This window comes from Paraburkholderia sp. GAS33, assembly GCF_050436645.1.
Lineage (GTDB): Bacteria > Pseudomonadota > Gammaproteobacteria > Burkholderiales > Burkholderiaceae > Paraburkholderia > Paraburkholderia phenazinium_B.
Map to the genome: position 1 here is coordinate 200,726 of NZ_JBNDMP010000003.1, position 21,037 is coordinate 221,762.

Here is a 21,037-nt window from a genome sequence, read left to right on the forward strand (position 1 = left end):
CCAATCTTCATACGTCATAGATCGCCTCCAGATAAGCCGCCTCCATCTTCAACCTCGACATATGCCACGCCCAGCGCTCCGCACCCTCACGGATGTCGAGCAAGGCTGCGGCGTGATGAGCACGACCGTTCATGCAAGGTTCCGGCACGTCGCCTTCCTCCAGCAGACGAAAGGTCTTGCCGTACGCTGGTGGAAAACGGCGCTCAATCGTGAGTTTCTGCCGCGAGGTCATCACGAGAATAAAAGTCGCCGCATCGATCATCCACGGGGTGACGGCGTGAGCACGGTGATGTCGAATATCGAGGCCCTCGGAGTCCATCAAATCCACGGCCTCGCCGTTCGGCGACGCTCCCTCCACGACAAACAACCCTCCGGACAGCACCTGCGTACCCGGTAGCGCGCGGGTAAGCAGCCCCTGCGCCATCGGGCCACAGCAGACATTGGCTGTGCAGATCACAAGAATGGTATTCATCAGGCCAGTCAAACTCCAGAAGGACGATTAGCTTGCTGAAGATGTCGATGCGGCTGCGCCGTCCTGCGTTCAGGTACTGCTTCCGGTTCCACCCGTCGGCGTCGTACCGCCGCTAGCGCCTTTACCCACCGCTGCACCTGCCGCCGTCACCGACGCCACCAGGGTGGCGGACGGAGATCCGTCGCTATTGATTGCGCCTGCAGCCTGCAAAGCATCGAGCTCCGAGTCGATACCCGGCTGACCCGGTGTGAACGACGCCGTCAAAAACGATGTAGTCGAGAGCGAAATGCCATACGTTTGCTCCAGTATCTGCACAACCGCAGTTTCCGCGCTTGCGATCAAAGCGCTGTTGGTCAACGCACCCTGAAACGATGAATTGCTCGAAATACCGGCGAGTAACGCCGACAACGTCGTGCCTTGCTCCGCCGCAATGTAGTCGAGGAGCAATTCGGTCAACGGCGTCACGTTGAATGTCCCGGCCCCCGAAGCAAACGAGTCAACCGTCACAGCGCCGCTGGATGCGGTAATCGCGCAAGGTCCGTCAAAGCTGAAAGTCACGGAATATGCACCATTCGCGTCCGTGGTGGTGTTTCCCGAACCGTTCTTGCACGTTAGCTTGACCGTTGCATTGGCCAACGCTGCCCCGATCGCTGCCGTGCCGCCAACCGTGCCAGACGGAGGGTTCCCGCTAGATCCTCCACCGCCGCACGCCACGATCGTACTGGTTAGGAAAGCTACAGACCCGAATTGCAACGTGCGCCGCATTGAAGCGTTAAGAAGTTTCATTCATTCTCTCCAGGAAAAGGTAATGCACAATTGACAGAACCAGGTTCTTGGTCTGCTGTTTCGTGTGAGGGATCGTCAGTCATGCCGGCAGCGCACCGTAAGCGCGCTGTCTGTGACACACTCGCAGCCGGGCTTGGCCCGCCGGGTTCGTGTGTCCCTTCGGCGGGTTGCGCGTAACGCAGATAGGCGTCACGCATGCGGTAAAGCTGTGTCGAGAAGTACTCGCCGCTGAAGCGGCCTTGATTCAACAGATACTGTTGTGCGCCATAAGCGAACGTGACGTTCTCAGCCGCATTGCCTGGCAGATAATTGGTGGAACCTGCACGCGTGCGGAAGTCGAGCCCAAAGCTCTCGTCGCCATACAACTGCGTGATGCCAGGTTTCATGCCTTGACGCGGAGTCAGCGGGAAACTCACGGTGGCGCCCACAAAGCTGCCAAGGCCGCTATGCTCTGCGTGGACACTGAACGAGACGTCGTCGAACCAGCGCGTAAACGTGACCAACGGCCCCTTGTCCCCGCCCACATAACGCGCCACGCCCGCCTCAACCCAGACGTTCCAGTCCGGCTCGACCCAGCGATACGTCAGCACCGCATTCTTCTCGGTTGGAACGGTGTCGTTACCTGGTTCGTGATGCAACCCCGCGAGCAGCAAACGAACGACGTCCGGGCGGCCCGGTACAAACGCCGTTGTTTCGTTCTCCACACCTACGTAATCGAAATCGAACTTCCCGATCGCTGCGACGTTGAACACGCCCGGCACTATCCAGAAGCTTTGAGCCAAAGCTGCCGATGCGAGACCGCCGCGCAGGCGGTAATCGCTATAGACATGACCGTTATCCAGGTTCTCGCTGTTGAAGAGCGGCGCAATGACGCTCGCGTACAGTTCAGCGCCTCGCCAGAGAGGAACGAACCCCTGCACGTCGGCCCCGACCGAATAATCGAAGTTGCCGTACTCGGTGCCGTACAGATATCGCGTCACGGGCAAGATCTGGATGCGACTCAGACCGTGCGGACTCTCATTGCCGGACCACGCCACCGCGGAGGAGTTGTAGGTCGGGTGCATGCTCATCGTGAGCGTCGCCCCCGCGGCTAAAGCTGGACCACCGGCCATAAACCGGGCATAGGCATCGCGCTCGACACTCACCTCGCCCAGCGGCTGGTCAGCCTTCTTGATGATGACGCGGATGCGCTGGATGTCGCGTGGCGCGCTGGAACTGGCAACTCCGAGGACAATCCCTAGCGCATCAGCCTCGTTCTGGTTGTAACGGTGATTTTCGTACTCGACGATAAGGTCGCGTCCAGCGACCCCGACACGCACGCGTTCGAGCCCTGCCGCGATCAGCCGCTGTTTGATCATGTCCAGCGCATTCGCATCGAGCGCGTCGGGCAAGCTGGGCGAAGCCGACGTCCCGGCCGTCGCGGCGTCTTCAGCAACGAGGAGCCCCGGCGATGCGAGTTCAGGTACATAGTTGATCGGTGTGGTGTCGAGAGGACTGGCCGGGGTCGTTGACGCCAGAATCGGTGGCAGGCCGGTGAGCATCCTGGTGTGAGGTGTCTCTGCCTGACCCGCGTCGGCGTTGGCGTTGGCGTTGACATCGATCGGAGCCGCCGTCGACTCGTCACACAAGCCACTGTGGCAACGCGGCGCATCGAAACGCTTGCCCAACGGAATCTGGATAGCAATCGATACCGAAGTTCTTGGCGTTACACCATCAGTACTCCGCATCGAACGCATGACCGTGCCGACGATGCTCGCATCGGCGAGCCAGCGTATCTCCGGCGAGTGATAGCGTACGCCGGCATACGGGGTTTTCGAGTCGTCTTCGGCAAGCAACGAGACCCCCGTGTGCCATACCGACAGTTCCGCGCCGCCGAACAGGCCATCGAGCCGGTCACCCTGGCCATAGCCGAGTGTGAGCGTAGCGGGACCGAGTTCCTGAGAAACGACGCCGTATTTCGAGCGAAAAAAATGCGTCTGGCCACCGACGTCCGTCATGCCAAATGCAATGGCCGGCTGATACTGGAAGAACTGAGGTACTTCCACCTTCAGATCGCCCATCAGATGCCGTAGAACGAAATGGTCGGCTCCGGAAAACGGCGCGTGCACGTCACCCGGATAATTCGCGAGGCCACCGGAGACTTCGACATAAGGCAATAGCCCGACGGCGCCCCAGTAGACCTGGCTGCCCGTCGCCACATTTCCGTAGCGCGGGTCGATATAGTTGTTGTATTGAGCTTCGACAGTGCCCGTAGGCAAGACAAAACCGTATGGAATCATCAGTCCGCCGCTTTGGCCTAGCGCGTTGAGCGTCGGGTCTGCCGACCAGGCGGCTGTCGAAAACGCCAATGCTGCGCCAAGCGCAATGGTCTTAGGCCCCCGAGTGACTGCTGGTAGAGCGCACAATCGTTTAAGCATGGTTTTAGTCGTGGCGCTCATGGGCGCTTTTCTATGAATAGAACGGTAGGAAAAATGGCAGACAACCCGCACTGTCATCAAACCCCGGTCGACATGGCGAGCATCAACGCAATCAACGCTGGCGTTTACCCCTCGCCTGGCGTCTTGCAGAAGGGCGTACCGCCCCTCCTCACTTCCCCGTTGCCAAGCCGCGCCTTCAAGAGGTCGTCCATCGCCGTCCCTGTTTTTTATTGGTGGTGCTTGTGCACCGCGTCATTCGAGAGCAACTAATGTGCCAAAAATTACATAGGCGACACCGCGCGTCGTTTGGTGGACGAACGCGCGTCGGTGCCATGCCCTGAGGAAAGAGCCGGCTCTTTAGACGCGGCGTGGCGATGCGAACGAGTTCGAAACGGGTCGTGCATTACGTAACGTTCCCCGTTACAGGCGGTAACACGCAGGGAACATGACTTCACTCCGTGAGTGCTTCCAGCAGCCTCCCGCGCGATCCGCTGTCGATGATGTTGTCGTAACCATCGCCGACGTCCTTGGCATAGATCTCGCTGAACCCGTTCACCGGCTCGCTATCTGTCGGCAGTCACCGCCACCGCATTTAGCATTGCCTCTTTTCAGAAAGGCTAAACGTTGAACATCGCTTTCATGATCGTCGCGCACCACCAGTTCGCCCACCTTGATCGACTGTTAGGCACACTAAAAACTCGCGATTCGACTTGCTATCTGCACATTGACGCCAAAGTTGCAACGCTCCCGCACCTGCGCAACGATGCGGTACTAACCGCTAAAAGATTTGACGTGCAATGGGCGGGCTTCTCACAGGTCGAGGCGACCCTGGAACTGATTCGCACCGCTGCAAAGTGTGAAGCGCACGACTATTTCATTCTCCTTAGCGGTGCCGACTACCCACTCAGGCCGATTTCGGAACTCGCGGCGTTTTTGTCGAAGCATCAACAAGACTGCATCAACCTGACGGAGTTTGGGCGCCTGGGAAAATCGATCGATCGCGTGGTGATTCCGTATCTCGAACGAGGCGGTGGACGCAACGCAGGACTTGGCGCCTCGATGAGCCGCTACGCCAATCTTTTCTTCCGACTCGCGAACCGGCTTGTAGGAGCGCGCCGCAAACTGCCATGGGGCTTCGAGGAACCCGACTTTCTGGCGGGTTCGTCCTGGTTCGCGCTGAAGAAAAGCACCGTCACGGCGATCCTGAACTTCATCGACCAACGGCCGGACTTTGTCCGCTATTGCGCGCGCACCAGCTTTGCTGACGAGTTTTTCTTTCAAACCATCTTGCGCCAGTGCGGCCTGGACAAAGACTGCCGCCCTAACCTGCACTACACGGACTGGGATAAAGCTGCTCCACCCTATCCAGCGGAACTGACCGGGATACATCTCGAAGATCTGGTGCGAGGGTTCGTTCGCGAGGACGGGTATGGTCCACAACGACCTGCGTTCTTTGCCCGAAAATTCGGACCGCGGTCCAGCGCATTACTGGAGCTTCTCGACGTGCAACTGGCGGCGCAGGCCCTCGCTGCTGCAGAGATCTGATCCGGTCAAGCCTGGCCGTAGCCGCGCCAACGGTCTCCCGGCCGGACTCAGCTTGTCGCTACTCCACTCCGTGGTCATCGCCGCGATTCGAAGATGAAAAACCGGTGATACGGATTGTCGTGCACGCGATAGGTCTTGCTGAGACCGCAAATCTTCGAGAAATCGGCAACGATTTTCTCTAACGAATAATCGCGCTTATTGACTTCCCAATAGTGCTCACCATCGAATTCATGCGCCCGTGGAGCCGAAAACGGCTTGGGAAGCAAAAAGTTGATGATCCCAACCTTCGGAAGCTGAAAGGAATAAGGCCAGACTGCTTTGGAGTCCGGAAGACTGATCACGACATTCTTGCGGGTGACGCGTACCATTTCTCGGAATGCGGCCAGTGCATCCGTGTAAGGCAGATGTTCGAGCATCTGGAAGGCGCAGACGACGTCGTACGTCTTGTCCGCGAACGGCAGCGCTGTTGCCGAACCGACGTAGTCAGGCATGAGCTCCGGATCGAGATCGACGGTCTCGACCTTCAGACCGAAAACAGACGCGGTGTTTTTGAATACTCCGGTTCCAGGCCCGATCTCGAGTACATGTTCTGGGGCGAGCTTGATTATTTCATCAAGTTGATGCCATACGCTGCTCCAGCGCCTCTTATCCATGTATTGGCCAAAAGCATAGTGTGAGCGGCTAACCTGTTTCATTGATCCTCGCTGCTTTTATTCATGTCAGGTCCGCTGCAGGATGCCGAACTTTGATGCCAGCGAATGAGGGTAACGAACCATCTTCTTCGCGAGCGCTCTTAGCAGCCCCTTCGCCGTGGCGTTATGCAGCAACCCATCTGGATGACAATATTTCCTCAACACGTCCAGCTGAATGGACTCTTGCACTGTCAACTGCGCAAAGAACGCATCCATCTGTACACCTGCTGTGTGCCGCCCATACCCCGATCCTTTCGGATGCAGGATCGTAATCGACAGGTCGCGCAGCACCAGCAGGTTGTTAGCCATCGAGTAAGCGATAGCTGCCCATTCGACGCCCCAACCCATATTGTTGACGTCGTAGGCAAGTTCGCTCAAACGGCGGACCACAGACTCCGACATACTCCAAACCACCCCATCCGTATTGGCGACCGCAACCGTTTCGGCGCTATCGACGCGCCTGATTGAAACCCGCTCCGTCCCCCACGCATTAAAGTCGACGTTCGGTGCCCATACACCGACGTTGGGCTGCGTCCGGTATGTCTTTCGGCATTTCTCAACTACGGCCCTCCAATCGCGAGAGCTGGCATCCGCCTGGATTTGCAGCATCACCCCGGAGGTATGCCGACGAAGACATTCCTCGAACTTCTTTCCATAAAACCATTCGTTTGGGACTTGAATCCAATGTCCCTTTCCGGTTTCGATCGAATCGTCTTCGTTTGAGTAAATCACCGTTACATCGTCGGCAAATTCAAACACCGCATCGGCTATGTCACTTGCGCGGCGCTGCATCCCTTTCCAGCTGATGATGAATGCATGAACCCTCACGTGAGGGTTGTCGTGGCCGGCGATTTTTTTCATATCAAGTAACCAGATGAGCGTAGTGATAGCGAACCGATCCTCATCGACACTGCACATAGCAGTGCTCACGGCGCCGGTGGGGAACGTAACCACTAAAGCTATAAGCGTGCCAGTAGCCGCGCTCGCGGCAGCGCTGGACGAATGGCAGGAACCCTTGAGTCAGAAGCGTGGTGTACCCGTAACATCGCGGGATGTTACGTCCGGGCTATCAAGACATAGGCTAAAACGGCAACACAAAGCATCGTCCTGGAGACTCAATTCCGATGGCACGCTTCTCGCTTAATCGTGATTGATCACGCGACCTCGCATTTCAGATATCCATCGTGCCCGCCAATCGCATGGGGCGACGAGGCGCAAAATAACTATCGAAATTTCGGGGAATCACGCCTGCCATGCAAACAAGCCGACCCATGCCGTTGGTGAGCGTCTATATACCCACCAAAAATCGGATTGAGCTCTTAAAGCGCGCCATCGATTCCGTTCTAAGCCAGTCGTATCCCAGCATCGAAATCGTGGTGGTGGATGACAACTCGACCGACGGTACTCGCGACTACCTGGAGGCGCTAAGCAAAACATCGCGCGTACTACCTGTTTTCATGCCGGTTAGCGTAGGGGCTTGCATTGCCAGGAACCTGGCCATCAAGGCGGCAAGTGGACACTTTGTGACAGGCCTCGATGACGATGACTATTTCGAACCCGACCGGATACAGACTTTCGTTCAAAGATGGCACGCGCTGAGCGGGGCGGAGGCCCGCATCGCGGCCCTATTCGACGGCATTCAGGTTCTTCGGACAAGCCGCCTGGATCGAACTGCATCGCCTCAACGAGCTGATCGCGACAAGCTCAAGATTCACAACGCCGTTGGAAATCAGGCCTTTGCGCCACGCGACCATCTGATCGGCGCGGGTCTCTTCGACAGTTCGATGCCATGCTGGCAAGACTGGGATCTGTGGCTACGCATGGCAAAAATGTATGGGCAGTTCATCAACTGCGGCAATTCATCTTATGTGCTGGATTTGAAAAGCACATCGGATCGAATCTCTACGCAACCCGGCTTCGTTATCCGTTATGGACTCAAGCGCTTCAGGATGAAACACGGACCGTACTCCTTGAGAGAAAGTGCCCGCATCCTCGGCGCGCTTTGCGACTACCCACAAGTGAAGCTCTCCGTTTGGGAACTCGCCCTGCTAGCCGGTTCGTTCCAGTTGCCCGCGCTAGCGCGCAAGCTTGCCCAACTTCTGCTCCCGCAATCCTTCTACTCCCGACTGCGCAATCGTTACGCTGCTGTCTCCGCCCGGACCGCCGACACGCTTGGCAGCTAGTGGATTCTCAGACCAAGGCATTGAACCGCGCCTTTCAAACATTGAGCCACACGGGGCAGAACCAGGAATGTCGAACGTCAACTACGAAATTCGAAAAAGCGTTGCAGTCAACTTCGTCGGACGGTATAGCAACATTGTGATTCAGATCGCGGTGACTGCGGTACTTGCGCGAATGCTCAATCCGGCCGACTTCGGCGTCGTGGCAGCCGTCGCGGTCCTTGTGACCTTCGTCTCCTTTATCAGCGAGATGGGGTTGGGCCCGGCCGTGGTTCAGTTCCAGGATCTGAAAGCGCCGCAAGTAGCGGGGCTTTTCTGGTTCACTGTCCTGGTGGGCACAGTCGTTGCCATCCTTTTTGCCGGCTGCGGCCCCTTGATTGCGCGCTTCTACCGCGACCCGGAATACATGCGCATTGCGCTTGCTCTGGGTCCGACCATCGCCCTCTCATGCTGGGTCATCGTTCCCCTTGCGATGCTAAGGAGAGCGCAGCGGTTCAAAGCCATCGTTTCCGTTGAAGTGACCTCCGCTGTCTTGTCGGGCATTCTCGCGGTAGTTGCGGCCTTTCACCACGCCGGCGTTTTCGCACTGATTTTGAAAAGCACCGCCTTCTCTGTATTGATGTTCGGCCTGTGTGTAGCACGCTGCAAGTTCAATCCATTCATCAGACCCAGCTTTGCTGGCATGCGGCAGCTCTACTCGTACTCGGGCTATCAGTTCCTGTTCAATCTGATCAACTATTTCACGCGCAATCTGGACAAGATCTTCATCGGTAGAATCATGGGCGCCGCCACGCTTGGAATTTACGACATGTCGTATCGGCTCATGCTAATGCCGATTTACAATCTGACCCATGTCATTGGTCCTGCGCTCCAGCCAATCTACGCCGCTCAACAGCAGGACATGCGGTCGATCTTCGCTTCGTATCAGAAGGTCATTCGCTTGCTGGTGATTGCCGGCGGCTTCGTCGGAGTGGTCTCGTTCCTATGTTCGCGCGACATCATTTACCTGTTTTACGGGAGTAAATGGACAGCTGCCGTTGACGTGTTCGCGATCCTGAGCCTTTCGATCAGCGTGCAGGTCGTTCTGGCATCGAGCGGAGCAATTTTCCAGTCCATTGGCCGCACGGACCTGCTTTCCCTCTCCGGAACACTTTCGACGCTTACCTCGATCCCCGCGATCGTGATAGGCGCGTGGTCGGGTAATCTGAAGTTGCTGTCCTGGCTTCTGGTGGCAAGCTTCATGGCCAACACAACGGTGACCTTTTTCGTTCTTGCGCGGTTGGGATTCAAACGCACCGTCTACGAATTGTTCCAGCCTTCGGCAGGCTGCATTGCTGGCGTGTTGCTGCTACTCGCCGCATCTGCGGCAGTAAAAATGAACCACACCCTCGGCGAGACAACGTCGCTATGGCTACTAGGCGTTAAGGTTCTGGCTGTGGCGGGCTCGTACTGGTTGCTGATCAACTTTACCGGAGACCTCGATTTCTTGCGAAAGGCAATGGCGCCGCGATTCAACAAAAGGACCCGACAGAGTTCCGGCTCCGCTGTGGGGCTTTAGACTTCGGCGCGCGCACCGCGGTTATCGATGACGTATGGCAAACACGCGATCGACGCACACCTGATCGTTTGAGCCGAGATTCGCGGCTTGAACGTACACTCCACGGTCGTGATCGGTACCGTAGGCGAAAGGGCCGCCCGGCACACGAATCTCGTGGTAGTCACTTTCTTCGAGCGCTGCGCCGGGCACATAGGAGAAAAGCGTCATAGGCGGGTACGATCCCACTCGCACTCCGCCCTGACTATTTGCCCGCGGTGCGGTATTGACCCGTATGCTGACGTAGAGATCCCAAAGTCCTTCGCGTGGCAAATTGTCGAACTTGAACTGAACCGCCCAGATCGATGAATTGCCTCGCATGCACGACGCGGCGCCATCGCTCGCCGTTGCATCGGCAACGATATGCGCAGAGTCATAGAGATCCAGGCTCAAGTCCTGAAAGTCTCGCCAATCCGAATCGGCAAGACCGACTGCCAACGCGGGCCTCACTGCCACGCTACGCTCGACGCTCAGCAACTGGTCGAGCTGCTGCAAATTTCCCCCTTGCCGGAATCTCACAAGACGGCTACTGCGCACGGCTTGCTTGAACCGTGCAAGGCGGTTTGAATAATCGAGTTGCCACGTGTCGCCAGCGGAGCTCGACTCATACTCGTTACGACGCACCAGAATGACGAAATCGAGCGGCATGCGCGCTTGCCGCACCCGCTCGATCAGCAACGGATTTCCGGAGACAGCTCGTTCGGCCTGAGCTAAAAGCCGATCCGCCCGCACAACGAATTCGCGCGTGTACATCTTCATGGCAACCGGGGTCTCCTCTGCCAGCACGTCGCCACTCGTCGCGTTCGCGCGATGCATCAGGTCGATATAGTCGAGGACATACGGACCCGCGTCCCCGAAATAGTCGCGACAATACTGCGCCACCAAAGCATGAACATCCTGCGAGGGATCCCACAACAACCGCGCGATCAGCCATACCCGCAGACTCGCGAACTCCGCACCCGGAGTGAACCAGCTCCCCTCCGCAAAATAACCCGTGACGTGCTTTAGCGTCGCAAGCCATCGAATGCTTGCGCCGATCGGGTAAATGTTCGGCGTCGGCTGTATCGAACCTCCGAAGTTGGTGACGTGATCCCACACGAACATATGCTGGGAAATGGCGTTCCACCCCGCCAGGCCTTTGCCAAGCTCAACGTTGCGTCCCGAATCGAGCGGTGTGCTGTAGTCCACCTGAATCGTCATCGGATAGACCAGAACATAGTCCGGGACCGACATCCCGGTTGGCGGAGCAAAGCCCCAGTGATAAGCGTCGAACGCGAATCTGGCGCCGGGCAGGACCTCGCGCACCTGCGCAGCGACGTCCATCACCATGTCCAACAGCGGAGCAGACGGATTGCCACCATGAAGATCCGCGAACGCTTTACTCGCGGGGTCCATGTCCCAACCCCAATCCATATCGTGCAGACCGAACCAGACTTTGGTGTAATCGGGCAAACGCTGCATTCTCGCGACAATATTCGCTGCCAGCACTTTGCGCACCGCCGGGTTCATCATCGCGACCTGACCGCCGGCATACCACTCCGGGTGCTCCTTTGCATAACGCTCGCGCGGCAACAATTCCCAGAACGATGCATCACCGCCTTTCGCGAGCCAGCTGTGGTCCCAGTCGTCAATGCCGGCTGGCGATGCCGAAAACGAGGGACCATGCGATTCGCCGGCGAGCAGATTGTGGGCTCGAAATGCCTTGTCCTGACCTTCGCTGCTCAAGACTTCGCGATAGGCAAAACGCGGTATCTGTCTTTCATGTGGCGCAGCCATGTTCAACGTGGTCTGCCTGGGCACGTAGATCGCATCGGGCGCCAGCCATTTGACGCCCAACATTCGATCAAGAAACCAGTTGACGCCATACATGGTGCCGCGCGATGTGTTGCCTGCTATGACCAGATTTCTGCCTGACGTACACAGAACGAAGCCGTCGTCTCCTAACGTGTCGAGGTCAGCAAGCGGACATAGCGGTTCCGTGAGTCGATTGGAGCGACCGATTACGATCAGCGGTCCAGGTTGCGGTGCGTTGTCATCCGAAATAGCTGAGAAATCTGCACCGGTGATCTGCTTAAGATAGTCAGCCAGTTCGCTTGCCGCATGCAGCGTGATCGCATCTGCATCCGCGCCAACATGGATGTGGTAACGCGTCGCGCCATCTCCCGCCAACTGCAACTGCCTGGCGGGCGCACCGCCCGAACGGATCACTGCTGCGAGTGCCGCTTCGCGGTCCGCGTCGGGGAACGGTGCCCGAGAAAAGCTTGTACGCGTTTGCGCCGCCTGTATCGCGGCCGCCGTCGTGACGGGTTCATCGGTGGCTGTGAGACTAACCTGAGCAAATTGCACAACGCCCGCAGTCCCTTTCACCTTGCGTAGATAAAGCAGTATCTGAGTTGCTTGCGGCGGTGCCTGCACGACCACGTCGTAGTTTGTCCACGGACCGCTCGCTTCGCGATCCACGATTACTGCGGCTTCAAATCCCCATGGTTGCGCGATACGCTCGACACCGCGCCAGCCCGTATCTACGTTTGGCCCTCTGAAGCTGACCTGGACAAAGGCGGAGCCTGACGGTGCGTCGACAGTACGGAGCCGCAACTGGATCCGGTAGCGCAATCCTCCTTTGACGGCAATGCGATCCTGCGCAACGAAGCCGCCCGCTAGTTCCAGTGCGTCACCGACATCCGACTGCCTGACGACTTTCGCCGCGTCGCCCCACCACCCGCTACGTCCTGCTGAGAAGTCCCCGTTGATCAACAAGGACTCTTCGGCTGCATTAACTGCCAGACAGTACGCTGCGAGCAGAAGGTAAGCGAGATATCCGGCAATACGAAGGAGCGTGATCCGGGTCGCGGCCATGCCCCTCTACCTGCCGATACCGTTGATACCTGGCGGAAAGGTCAACGGCACCCGGAATTTATTGCGGAATCGAAGCAGGCTTTGCAGATGATAGCGGCTAGCACGATTCATCAATCCACCCGCTGACTGGCGTTGATGTTCATGCACAAGACGCGCCCCTGGTACGCACACCACGCGATAACCTGAATGCCACACGCGTGCGCACAGATCGACATCTTCCATATAAAGAAAGTAAGCCTCGTCCATGCCACTCAACTCTTCGAAAATTGAGCGCCGCACGACGAAGCCCGTGCCCATCACCCAGTCGGCGTCAAACGGAACACCTGGCGCCCAGGCGTCCACCATAAGGTGCCTCTTGATGCGCTCGCGCAATATTCCCGATCTTCCGAGCGACGTACGCCGCCCTACGATATCGAGCATGCTATAAAAGCGCCTCGCCGAGTACTGGCGTGTGCCATCCGGATTGGTGAGATCAAGTCCCACGAGACCAATCGCCGGTGCCGCTGCCAGCACATCGAGCGCTCTTTGCAGACTCGCGTCGACGAAGTAGGTGTCGGGATTCAAAACGAGCACGTACTCGTGCATGCCCGCCACAACGCCAAGATTTACACCAGCTCCAAAACCGCGATTCAGGGACGAACGGACCAGACGAACGCCGGCAGGCAATTGCGCACGTAGTCGCTGATATGAATCGTCGGGCGAAGCGTTTTCGACTACCACCACGTCTTCAGGCTGCGCGATCCTTAGCGCAAGAACAGAATTGATGCAATTCAACGTGAGATCCGGTGTCCGGAAATTCACGATCACGACGTTCAAGCGAACTTGAATGCTCATACTCCCCCCGGATTTGAACAACCAGTACAAGCGCAGCAAGCAGTCTTTACGCTGCTTGAGACACGCCTTCGACGATGCTCCAATGACCAGCGGCCGTCTCGTCCCAACTAAACCGCTTCGCTCTTTCGACACCTGCGCCAACGAGGTCCTCGCGCAAGGCAGGTTCATCCGCCAGACGGTTCATTGCCGTCCTGATGTCCGGAACACTCAAAGGATTCACAAGTAATGCTGCGTTGCCCGCAACCTCCGGCATCGCTGACACCGTGGAGGTCAAAACGGGGACGCGCGACGCCATTGCCTCGACAATTGGCAGTCCGAATCCCTCGTATAGCGATATGAAAGCGACGAAGAGCGAGCCCCGATACAAGCGCGGCATGTCTTCATCGGCGACCTTTCCGATAAATTTCACAAATGGCTGTATGGACAGCTTTTCTGCAAGCCCGCTGAGGTTTTGGTCAGCGTTACCGGTCAGCACGAGGTGGACGCCCTTCTCAGGCAACGTCGATTGCGCGTAGGCCGTCATTAGACGGTCAAGGTTTTTGTAGTTGCGCCGGTTACCTGGATAAAGCACATAGGGGTAGGGAAAATCGAGCGTCAGAGTATTGCGTGTGTAGGCCTCACCCACACCGTTTGGAACCACGTGCACCCGCCGGGCGTCGATCCCGGACCACGCGAGAAATTCATTGCGAGCGCAATCCGTGCCGCACACGATCGCTGCGCAGCGCCGATACATGCGACGCAACAGCACGTCGTAGTAGGTTCGGTGCCACCGTGAATAGAAATGCCGATGCGTCAAGTCGTGCACGGTCACCACGGAAGGCAAGCCGGCCCACGCAGGCGGTACAAAGCCGGGACTCCAAAATACGCCGCCTGTGCGTCTGCTCAACAGCGCCTTCGAGATCGACATGGGTGAAAGCGGACTGCCAATTGCGCCCTGCACATCCAGCGATTCGATCGTCGCTTCACCAGGCGCCCGTTCGAGACACGCAGTCATTACATTGCCGATACCCGTCTGCGCCGGCCAACGCAGGTCCGCATAGACAGTGTAGGTACGACGTGAAGGCACGCTCAGCGAGGTAGAGGTCATTTTCATCCCCTGTCGGCCCAGCCGAGCATGCGCTGCGTTGAGGCAATCCAGTAGTAGCGGGCGCGCGCGACATCTCCATCGAACAGCGCAAGCAGACACCCTGCCATCGGCCTTGCAAGCAGGTACAGGACGAAATGCCACGGATAGCCATTCAATCCGAGCACACGGCCAAAGCCCCGGTTGTACAAGCGCCCGCGCGTGAAACTCCTTTCATCGAAGCTCTGCAGCGGTTCCGGATGCGCTATGCGCAAAGCCGGGTCGTACCGAACGGCAATGCCCGCGCGCAAAACACCCAACAGAAAATTGACTTCCTCGCCGGCGCCCCACGGCGAGCCCGATCCCACGCCCAGTCTTTCGTCGAACCTGCCAGCCGCCGCGACGGCCTGTGCACGCAGGAAAATCGTATAAGACGTCGCGCTGGTCCAGACGTTAAAGCGGTCAACCAGCGTCGTCTGATTCGCCCAGCGTCCTTGTGACAACCTGCCAGTGTGATCCACGCTGCAGCCTGTGATACCACCCAGGCTTCTGTCCTCGTCAAGCCTCGTGGCGACAAAGGAAAGCACATCCCGGGCATACCAGCAGTCGTCGTCCGGGAAGGCGATGATCTCCCCGCGGACGGCCCCAAGACCCACATTGCGAGCGCGTGACAAGCCCTTTTCAGAGCGCAGATAAACAATATCCATCTGCTCGCGAAAGCGGTTCACGATCGCTTTCACACGATCGTCCGGATTCTGGTCAACCACGATCAGTTCGAAATCGCGGCACGACTGCTCCGCTAGCGAGACGAACAGACGCTCGACTTCGACGCTGCGGCCGAGCGTGGCCATCACGAGAGAGAATTTCATACGCGTCCCCCGCGGAATTGACGTGAACGTGCGTGATGAGGGAATAAGTACGAGGCGTCGGTAAACGTAGCGGTTTCGCGTGGGACGAAGACACCGCTCCCCCAGGACACCAGATAGCCACAAAACAGGTACACCATCTCGCTTTGATGCATGGGGTTCACGAGCGACCAGGCCGCGACGGGTGCCAGGCACAACATGGTCCGCCAGCCATGTCCGGCTCCGCAAAAGAACACCAGCCATAGAATCACGCCCGGTACGCCTGCGATCAGCATCAGGTCGAGTGGCGCGCAAAAGATCGAATTCGTCCCTGCACCCAGCCCGATCACACTGACCGGCGACGAGGCGAAGTAACTTTCTACGAAACCGAAGCCGTAACCCGTCCAGTCTTTAACGACCAGCGCGACGCTCATCATGAAAGCGAGACCGCGCTCCTGTTCCAGCCGAACGTTCAGTTGATCGCCTGAGAGCGCATTGTGGAAGCGGAAATAGTAAAGCGCCGCACCTGCAGCAATTGCCGCCATCTTTAGCGCGGTGCGGCCCTTGATCTGCGTCATCAGGACGATTGCACAAGGGATCAGTTCGGTCTTGGACTCGCTGAGTAACGCGACGACTGCACTCAGCACAATGAACCACAGAGCATCGGCTTTCCCGCGCTTCGACTGGAGGAACAATGCATAGCTGCAAAGAAAGAAAAACGTGGCCAGCCAGTTTTTCTCCTTGAACGAACCATGCAAAGCGTCCTGCATGAAATCCACGGTCTTATACAGAATCGGAATGTTCAGCTTTTGAAGTGCAACCTGGTATGCCAGGAACATGAATAGCGCGATGTAACCGAACGGCAATTTGTTGCGAAGATAGTGCCTGCCAAAAGCGCGGCCGACGAGATAAAACACGGGATAGACCACCACGAACTTCGCAATCTGCTCTGCCGCCTTGATACGCGGATAGCCACTCAGTGCAGTGAGCAGGAGCGCGACGCCAATGAACAGAAAGTACGCCAGCATCTCGTGACCTTTGACGCGAATCGCCTTCCTCATGACGAGTAGCGGTATCAGCGCAACGGCCCACAGCTGACCTGGCTGCGCACCGCCGATCAGCACGAACTGCACTGACAACAGCGACAGTCCCAGCACCAACTGGATGTTGATGAGTCGTCGCGGCATGTTCGGGACACTCGAACGCGACAGAACGAGTGGGTGTCCCGTGCGATAGCTAGCGGCTTTCATACGCGTAGTAACCCGTGCTGTAACTGCCATACCCGAGACGGCTCTGCGGAACATCGGTCAGCACGACGCCGCGAACCACGATATCTGCATTGCGGATGCGCCTTGCCGCCTCGCTAATCTCGTTGACTGTCTGCTGGCCGTGGCGTACGGCCAGCAGCGTTGTACCGACATGGCGGGCAATCAACATAGCATCGGTGACAGCAAGCACGGGTGGCGTGTCGACCACCACGACGTCGTATTGCTCTGAGAGTCGATCCAGCAGCATCTTCAGCCGCGCGCCCATCAACAGTTCAGCCGGATTGGCAGGTGCCGCGCCGCGCGGCAGAAAGTCGAGACCGGGGAGCACTTTGTGCTGGATCAGTGGATCCGCCGCGTCGCTTGCGAGGGCGTCGGCAAACCCAGGAACCAAACCCGTGCCGAAGTAGGTGTGGATATTTCCGCGCCGCAGGTCAGCATCGACCAGCAAGACCCGCTTCCCGCCAGCAGCCATGACCGCCGCCAGATTCGCGGCCAAAAATGACTTACCGACGTTTGGACGCGACCCGGTGACGAGGATGATGTTATTGACTGCGTCGAACGCGCCGAAATACAACGCCGTTTGCAAACTACGAATTGCTTCGATCGCTACGTCATCCTGAGCGGTCCGGGCGAGCAGCAGTTGTCCGGCACGTCCTTTGCGAATCTGACGCTCGATCGCGTTTTGCCGTTCGCTGTGCGGAATCACCGAGTACACCGGTGTGCCGAGAATCTGCTCGATCTGCTCCGCATTTTCAATGTGAACCTGCAGTGCGCGCCGAACAAAGGGAACCGCTACGCCGACAACAATGCCGAGTACCAACGAAATGCCCAGCACAATCAGCTTGCGCGGCTTAACGGGATCGTCGGGCCGCATCGCCCAGTCTACGACGCGTACATTGCCGAGTTGCCCCGCCTCTACCACTGCCAGCTGCTGTGAACTGTCGAGCAGGTTGGTGTACAGCTCCGTATCCACCCGCACGTCGCGCAACAGCCGCAGCGCTTCCTGCTCGGTGTTAGGTAGCGCTCCCACCCGATCAGAAAGACTCTTCTGCTCACCGGCGAGCGCAGCGATGTTGTCGGTAAGCGCAACGACAGCAGGATGATCATCAGCGAAGCGCTGCTGCATTTCGCTGCGCTTCTGCTCAAGATCTATCTGCCTGGACTTCAGGTCGACGAGCTGCCCCAGCAACAATTTGCTTTCTTCGCTCAGATCGACGGTTCCCTTGCGATTGCGAAATGCGTTGTATGCGTTCTCGGAGCTCTCGAGCCTGGCCTTCAGCGTAGGCAACTGTTTGGACAGAAAGTCGAGAGTCGACTGCGCCTCATCACGCTTTCGTTTGACGTTCTGTTCTACATAGTTCATCCCGATGCTGTTGACGATCCGGGTGATCTTGCTTTTGTCCAGACCATCGAGCGTCACACTGATCACACCCGATTGCTTAGTCTTTTCTTCAATGTCGAGTTGGTCCTGCAGACGATCAATCGTCTCGAGCTCGCGGAAATGCTTGAGCGCGAAGTGTGCTCCGGTATTGGCGACCAGACGCTCGACGCGTATCGTCACCGGCTCGTCGTCGACTTTCCCGTTGCAAGCCTGGCCGACGACACAACGAGCAATCACATCGTCATTGTTATCCCGTACTTCAAACGTATGCCCCGCACCTGCAATCAGCGTAAAAGCAGTGTCGTACGGAAAATCGAACCGGCTTACATCGATGTCCTCACCACCCCAGGAAAACCGGTTCATGCCTAGCCATGGCGCAGCCAATTTACCGGGTTTGACATGCCGTGCGATAAACGCGCCTAGCAGAGGAAAGTAGTCCGGCCTGGCGTCGATGTCGAGATGCAGGTCGCGCATAGTCTTTTGCACGACGAGTCGCGACCCGACCAGTTCGATTTCGGCTGCGGTACTCGCGGTCGTGTCGAACAGCGACGCCAGTTCACCCAGCGGCGCCTTCGCGTCGGCCGTCCCATCTTCTACCTGGATCATCGCGTCCGCGCGATAGACGGGCGTGCCGAAGATCGCGTAGCTCATCCCCAGCATAAGGATGACCAGTGCGATGATCGCGATCAGCTTCCAGTTCTGCAGCACCACTGAGACGTATTCGGAAAGCGGCGGCTCGTCGGCACTCAGGAGATCATCGCGGCCGCGATGACTGGATAATCCCCCGGACGGGAGGAGGTTTTGTTCGGGGTGGTATAGGTTATTCATCGCGCGACGACCGCTCCAGTTAAACCAGCATTGATAGCGGGCAACAGCAAGCTAAGCACGCGGCTAAGCCGTACCAGACCGTTTCCATCTATGTAGACCACATCGTTCGGGAGCAACTCGAACTGGTTGGCCAGCACCATTGCGATCGGTGAGGCCGCATCCAGGTGATAGATCTGCGGAGTCGTCGACTTCGAACCACGAATGACAAAAATCTGTCCGGCGTCTGCACTGTTATTGTTCAGGCTACCCGCCTGCGTCAGTGCGTCGCTTAGCGTCAAGGTGCCGTCGCGTAGTGGCGTCGCAAACGTCGGTTTGTTCACTTCCCCCATCACGTATGCGCCGTTCTGGTCACGGGAAGTCACACGCAACACGTCGCCATTCCTCAGCACGATCTGGGAGCCGCTGATTTTCTGGTCGCGCATCGCGGTAAGGTCGACCTGATACGACTTTCCGCCGCGGACCAGCACAAGACGGCTCTCATCGGCCGAAGGTTCAAATCCACCGGCGCGATTGACGGCTTCGTAAAGCGTCATAGGCACGTCGTTGATCGGCTGGATTCCTGGCGTATGGACCTCACCCTCGACGTAAACCTGTTTGCTACGGAACGACGCAATCCGCACAGTGACCTGAGGATTCTTGAAGTAGGTAAGCGCTCTTGTGATAGCGCTTTGAGCTTCATCCGTGGTTTCGCCACTCACTTTCAGCCTGCCGATGTAGGGAAACTGCACCTCTCCGGCACTATTCACCACGAAGCCCGCAGCCGGATCGGCAGGGCGCGCCGGCGTGCTATTGAGGCCACCGGCAGTACCGGCAGCGTCGAGTTCGGGGTGATCCCACACGGTAATCTGCAGAACGTCGCCGGGTCCAATCACGTAAGGCTGCGCCGTGTCGCTCAGCAGCGATGACAGATCCGACTCCAGTGGTGTGGCAGGTGCATCGTGAAGTTGCTGCACAAGCGAGACGTCGATCTCGCGTACCGGCACGGGGAGCTTCACCGCTGCATGGTCCGCGGTCGCAGCCGAAACCGGCAGAGTCGGGTTCGGCGACATCCGCATGCCGGGCGCGACCGCACAGGCCGCCAGCCCCGCCACCAACCCCACAATCGATGCCGCACGAACACTCCATTGCCATCGCGTTGCCCTCGATACATCCATTTTTGTTTTTTGCTTGGGTCTCATTAGATCTATCCTGAAGCTAACTGTTTCGTTCACCTGGCAGGCTGGCCGGGTGTCTGTTTGTTCTTGGCGTTTCCCTCGTTGTATTTCATTAGCAAACCCATTGACCACACCGACGACCTACCATGGAGACGGGTAAACCGATGCCCCGTCGAACGGTAAAACTCCTGGCGATGCGATCAGGCCACGGGCTGGCGACGTTTCCGGCATTGCATAAGCGCTGCTTGTAGTGCTCCGACGCCCCAGCGCAGATGGCCGCTTGTCTGATTCACTCGCGTTACCGGTTCCGGTTTTCGTCGTGCCGTCGTCCGCATCGGAAATCAACGCTTCGGTCGGCGTGGGTGGCTCCAGACCCTTCGCACCCGACTGTTCCGACGATGCATCGATCGGGCCGCCTAAACGGTCGAGGTAGTCGCCGTCGTCATCGTTCGGTCCACCTAGAAGCGCTTGCTCCGCTAACGGCACTTGCGGATCAGTCGCGCTTCGGCTATTCCCCATGCTGCTTCGCTGGACTGCCGTAGAAGAGGCGTTGCTGGCGGGATGCGTAGTCGCAGGCGCGAGCAACTGGGCTCGTGCCGTTGACGGCATCGCGGCAGCGAACACACATATCGCCAATGCGCTCAACCCATCGTGTATCAAACCGGTTTTCTCGAGTCGGTTTAGCCACATTTCGGTATCCTCTGAATCCAGTTCGTAACGCCACTCTCGATCTGTGCGAAACACGTCTCATATGTCTCGATGGAACCGAGATACGGGTCTAGAACATCCTGATCGTCGTGCTCGCCCAGCCTGTACACCTTGCCTCGTGCGAACGGGTATGCGCGCTCTACCGTCGTGCGCTGCATCGTGGTCATGGTCAGGATGAGTTGCGCTGCTCGTACCTGCGGCAAGCCAATCAGATTCGCCACATGGCCCCGCAGGTCGTAACCGCGGGCCGCCATCAATTTCGACGTGAACCCATCGATCGTGCGGCCCGGTATCGCCCGGGTGCCGGCCGAGACAACCGTCGCACCCCGCAGTCTCCTCGCGAGAATGGCTTGCGCCATGGGGCTACGGCACATGTTGGCCTCGCATACCACCAGGATCGAATCGAACATGACT

17 protein-coding genes are annotated in these 21,037 nt (G+C 57.9%); 3 read left to right on the forward strand and 14 right to left on the reverse strand.

Annotated features, from left to right (window positions below; translation table 11 throughout):
- Positions 1-7 precede the first annotated feature (7 nt).
- From P3T24_RS11115 to P3T24_RS11125, 3 genes are all read right to left on the reverse strand, one after another.
- Complete coding sequence (locus tag P3T24_RS11115; RefSeq protein WP_074266689.1) at positions 8-472, reverse strand: hypothetical protein; 465 nt, start codon at positions 470-472, stop codon at positions 8-10.
- Positions 473-541: 69 nt separating this feature from the next.
- Positions 542-1,030, reverse strand: coding sequence for a hypothetical protein (locus P3T24_RS11120; protein WP_429405857.1), 489 nt, complete (start codon positions 1,028-1,030; stop codon positions 542-544).
- A gap of 224 nt (positions 1,031-1,254) precedes the next feature.
- Complete coding sequence (locus P3T24_RS11125; protein WP_429435291.1) at positions 1,255-3,675, reverse strand: YjbH domain-containing protein; 2,421 nt, start codon at positions 3,673-3,675, stop codon at positions 1,255-1,257.
- Between the two features lie 624 nt (positions 3,676-4,299).
- Here P3T24_RS11125 and P3T24_RS11130 point away from each other — a divergent pair.
- Entirely contained in the window at positions 4,300-5,220 is a 921-nt protein-coding gene (locus P3T24_RS11130; RefSeq protein ID WP_429405859.1) for a beta-1,6-N-acetylglucosaminyltransferase, read from the forward strand.
- Between the two features lie 74 nt (positions 5,221-5,294).
- Here the strand turns inward: P3T24_RS11130 and P3T24_RS11135 are convergent, their stop codons facing one another.
- Positions 5,295-5,915 carry a class I SAM-dependent methyltransferase gene (locus P3T24_RS11135; protein ID WP_429434537.1) on the reverse strand — a complete coding sequence of 207 codons (621 nt, stop codon included), beginning with the start codon at positions 5,913-5,915 and terminating at the stop codon, positions 5,295-5,297.
- Positions 5,916-5,939: 24 nt separating this feature from the next.
- The gene (locus P3T24_RS11140) at positions 5,940-6,773 is read right to left on the reverse strand and encodes a hypothetical protein (RefSeq protein ID WP_429405863.1); all 834 of its coding nucleotides are present in this window, start codon (positions 6,771-6,773) and stop codon (positions 5,940-5,942) included.
- Between the two features lie 410 nt (positions 6,774-7,183).
- Between P3T24_RS11140 and P3T24_RS11145 the strand changes: the two genes are divergently transcribed.
- Together P3T24_RS11145 and P3T24_RS11150 are read left to right on the forward strand one after the other, a co-directional pair.
- Positions 7,184-8,095 carry a glycosyltransferase family 2 protein gene (locus P3T24_RS11145; RefSeq protein ID WP_429405864.1) on the forward strand — a complete coding sequence of 304 codons (912 nt, stop codon included), beginning with the start codon at positions 7,184-7,186 and terminating at the stop codon, positions 8,093-8,095.
- Positions 8,096-8,162: 67 nt separating this feature from the next.
- Positions 8,163-9,650, forward strand: a complete 1,488-nt coding sequence (locus P3T24_RS11150) for a lipopolysaccharide biosynthesis protein (protein ID WP_429434539.1) — start codon at positions 8,163-8,165, stop codon at positions 9,648-9,650.
- 21 nt (positions 9,651-9,671) lie between these two features.
- Here the strand turns inward: P3T24_RS11150 and P3T24_RS11155 are convergent, their stop codons facing one another.
- The 9 genes from P3T24_RS11155 to P3T24_RS11195 all read right to left on the reverse strand — a co-directional run bounded on the left by P3T24_RS11155 (position 9,672) and on the right by P3T24_RS11195 (position 21,033).
- Positions 9,672-12,542: a DUF4838 domain-containing protein gene (locus tag P3T24_RS11155; protein ID WP_429434542.1), complete on the reverse strand. Its 2,871-nt coding sequence runs from the start codon at positions 12,540-12,542 to the stop codon at positions 9,672-9,674.
- Positions 12,543-12,548: 6 nt separating this feature from the next.
- Positions 12,549-13,376, reverse strand: coding sequence for a glycosyltransferase family 2 protein (locus tag P3T24_RS11160; RefSeq protein ID WP_429405869.1), 828 nt, complete (start codon positions 13,374-13,376; stop codon positions 12,549-12,551).
- A 46-nt stretch (positions 13,377-13,422) separates the two neighbouring features.
- The gene (locus P3T24_RS11165; protein WP_429405871.1) at positions 13,423-14,283 is read right to left on the reverse strand and encodes a glycosyltransferase family 4 protein; all 861 of its coding nucleotides are present in this window, start codon (positions 14,281-14,283) and stop codon (positions 13,423-13,425) included.
- Positions 14,284-14,465: 182 nt separating this feature from the next.
- Positions 14,466-15,308: a glycosyltransferase family 2 protein gene (locus P3T24_RS11170; protein WP_429405873.1), complete on the reverse strand. Its 843-nt coding sequence runs from the start codon at positions 15,306-15,308 to the stop codon at positions 14,466-14,468.
- A complete protein-coding gene (locus tag P3T24_RS11175) occupies positions 15,305-16,471 on the reverse strand; it encodes a hypothetical protein (protein WP_429405875.1) in 1,167 nt (388 codons plus the stop codon). Before P3T24_RS11175 ends, P3T24_RS11170 begins: the two co-directional genes overlap by 4 nt.
- Before the next feature lie 49 nt (positions 16,472-16,520).
- Complete coding sequence (locus tag P3T24_RS11180; protein WP_429434545.1) at positions 16,521-18,761, reverse strand: polysaccharide biosynthesis tyrosine autokinase; 2,241 nt, start codon at positions 18,759-18,761, stop codon at positions 16,521-16,523.
- Entirely contained in the window at positions 18,758-19,939 is a 1,182-nt protein-coding gene (locus tag P3T24_RS11185) for a polysaccharide biosynthesis/export family protein (protein ID WP_429405880.1), read from the reverse strand. Before P3T24_RS11185 ends, P3T24_RS11180 begins: the two co-directional genes overlap by 4 nt.
- Positions 19,940-20,056: 117 nt before the next feature.
- A complete protein-coding gene (locus tag P3T24_RS11190) occupies positions 20,057-20,605 on the reverse strand; it encodes a hypothetical protein (protein WP_429434548.1) in 549 nt (182 codons plus the stop codon).
- Positions 20,596-21,033 carry a low molecular weight phosphotyrosine protein phosphatase gene (locus P3T24_RS11195; RefSeq protein WP_429405884.1) on the reverse strand — a complete coding sequence of 146 codons (438 nt, stop codon included), beginning with the start codon at positions 21,031-21,033 and terminating at the stop codon, positions 20,596-20,598. The genes P3T24_RS11190 and P3T24_RS11195 overlap by 10 nt, the downstream gene beginning before the upstream one ends.
- Between the last annotated feature and the right edge of the window lie 4 nt (positions 21,034-21,037).

Bases quoted from the DNA above. Each gene is read 5' to 3' on its own strand.
- P3T24_RS11115 (WP_074266689.1), bottom strand. From the start codon at position 472: ATGAATACCATTCTTGTGATCTGCACAGCCAATGTCTGCTGTGGCCCG.
- P3T24_RS11125 (WP_429435291.1), bottom strand. From the start codon at position 3,675: ATGCTTAAACGATTGTGCGCTCTACCAGCAGTCACTCGGGGGCCTAAG.
- P3T24_RS11135 (WP_429434537.1), bottom strand. From the start codon at position 5,915: ATGAAACAGGTTAGCCGCTCACACTATGCTTTTGGCCAATACATGGAT.
- P3T24_RS11140 (WP_429405863.1), bottom strand. From the start codon at position 6,773: ATGAAAAAAATCGCCGGCCACGACAACCCTCACGTGAGGGTTCATGCA.
- P3T24_RS11145 (WP_429405864.1), top strand. From the start codon at position 7,184: ATGCCGTTGGTGAGCGTCTATATACCCACCAAAAATCGGATTGAGCTC.
- P3T24_RS11150 (WP_429434539.1), top strand. From the start codon at position 8,163: ATGTCGAACGTCAACTACGAAATTCGAAAAAGCGTTGCAGTCAACTTC.
- P3T24_RS11155 (WP_429434542.1), bottom strand. From the start codon at position 12,542: ATGGCCGCGACCCGGATCACGCTCCTTCGTATTGCCGGATATCTCGCT.
- P3T24_RS11160 (WP_429405869.1), bottom strand. From the start codon at position 13,376: ATGAGCATTCAAGTTCGCTTGAACGTCGTGATCGTGAATTTCCGGACA.
- P3T24_RS11165 (WP_429405871.1), bottom strand. From the start codon at position 14,283: ATGTCGATCTCGAAGGCGCTGTTGAGCAGACGCACAGGCGGCGTATTT.
- P3T24_RS11170 (WP_429405873.1), bottom strand. From the start codon at position 15,308: ATGAAATTCTCTCTCGTGATGGCCACGCTCGGCCGCAGCGTCGAAGTC.
- P3T24_RS11175 (WP_429405875.1), bottom strand. From the start codon at position 16,471: ATGCCGCGACGACTCATCAACATCCAGTTGGTGCTGGGACTGTCGCTG.
- P3T24_RS11180 (WP_429434545.1), bottom strand. From the start codon at position 18,761: ATGAATAACCTATACCACCCCGAACAAAACCTCCTCCCGTCCGGGGGA.
- P3T24_RS11185 (WP_429405880.1), bottom strand. From the start codon at position 19,939: ATGAGACCCAAGCAAAAAACAAAAATGGATGTATCGAGGGCAACGCGA.
- P3T24_RS11190 (WP_429434548.1), bottom strand. From the start codon at position 20,605: ATGTGGCTAAACCGACTCGAGAAAACCGGTTTGATACACGATGGGTTG.
- P3T24_RS11195 (WP_429405884.1), bottom strand. From the start codon at position 21,033: ATGTTCGATTCGATCCTGGTGGTATGCGAGGCCAACATGTGCCGTAGC.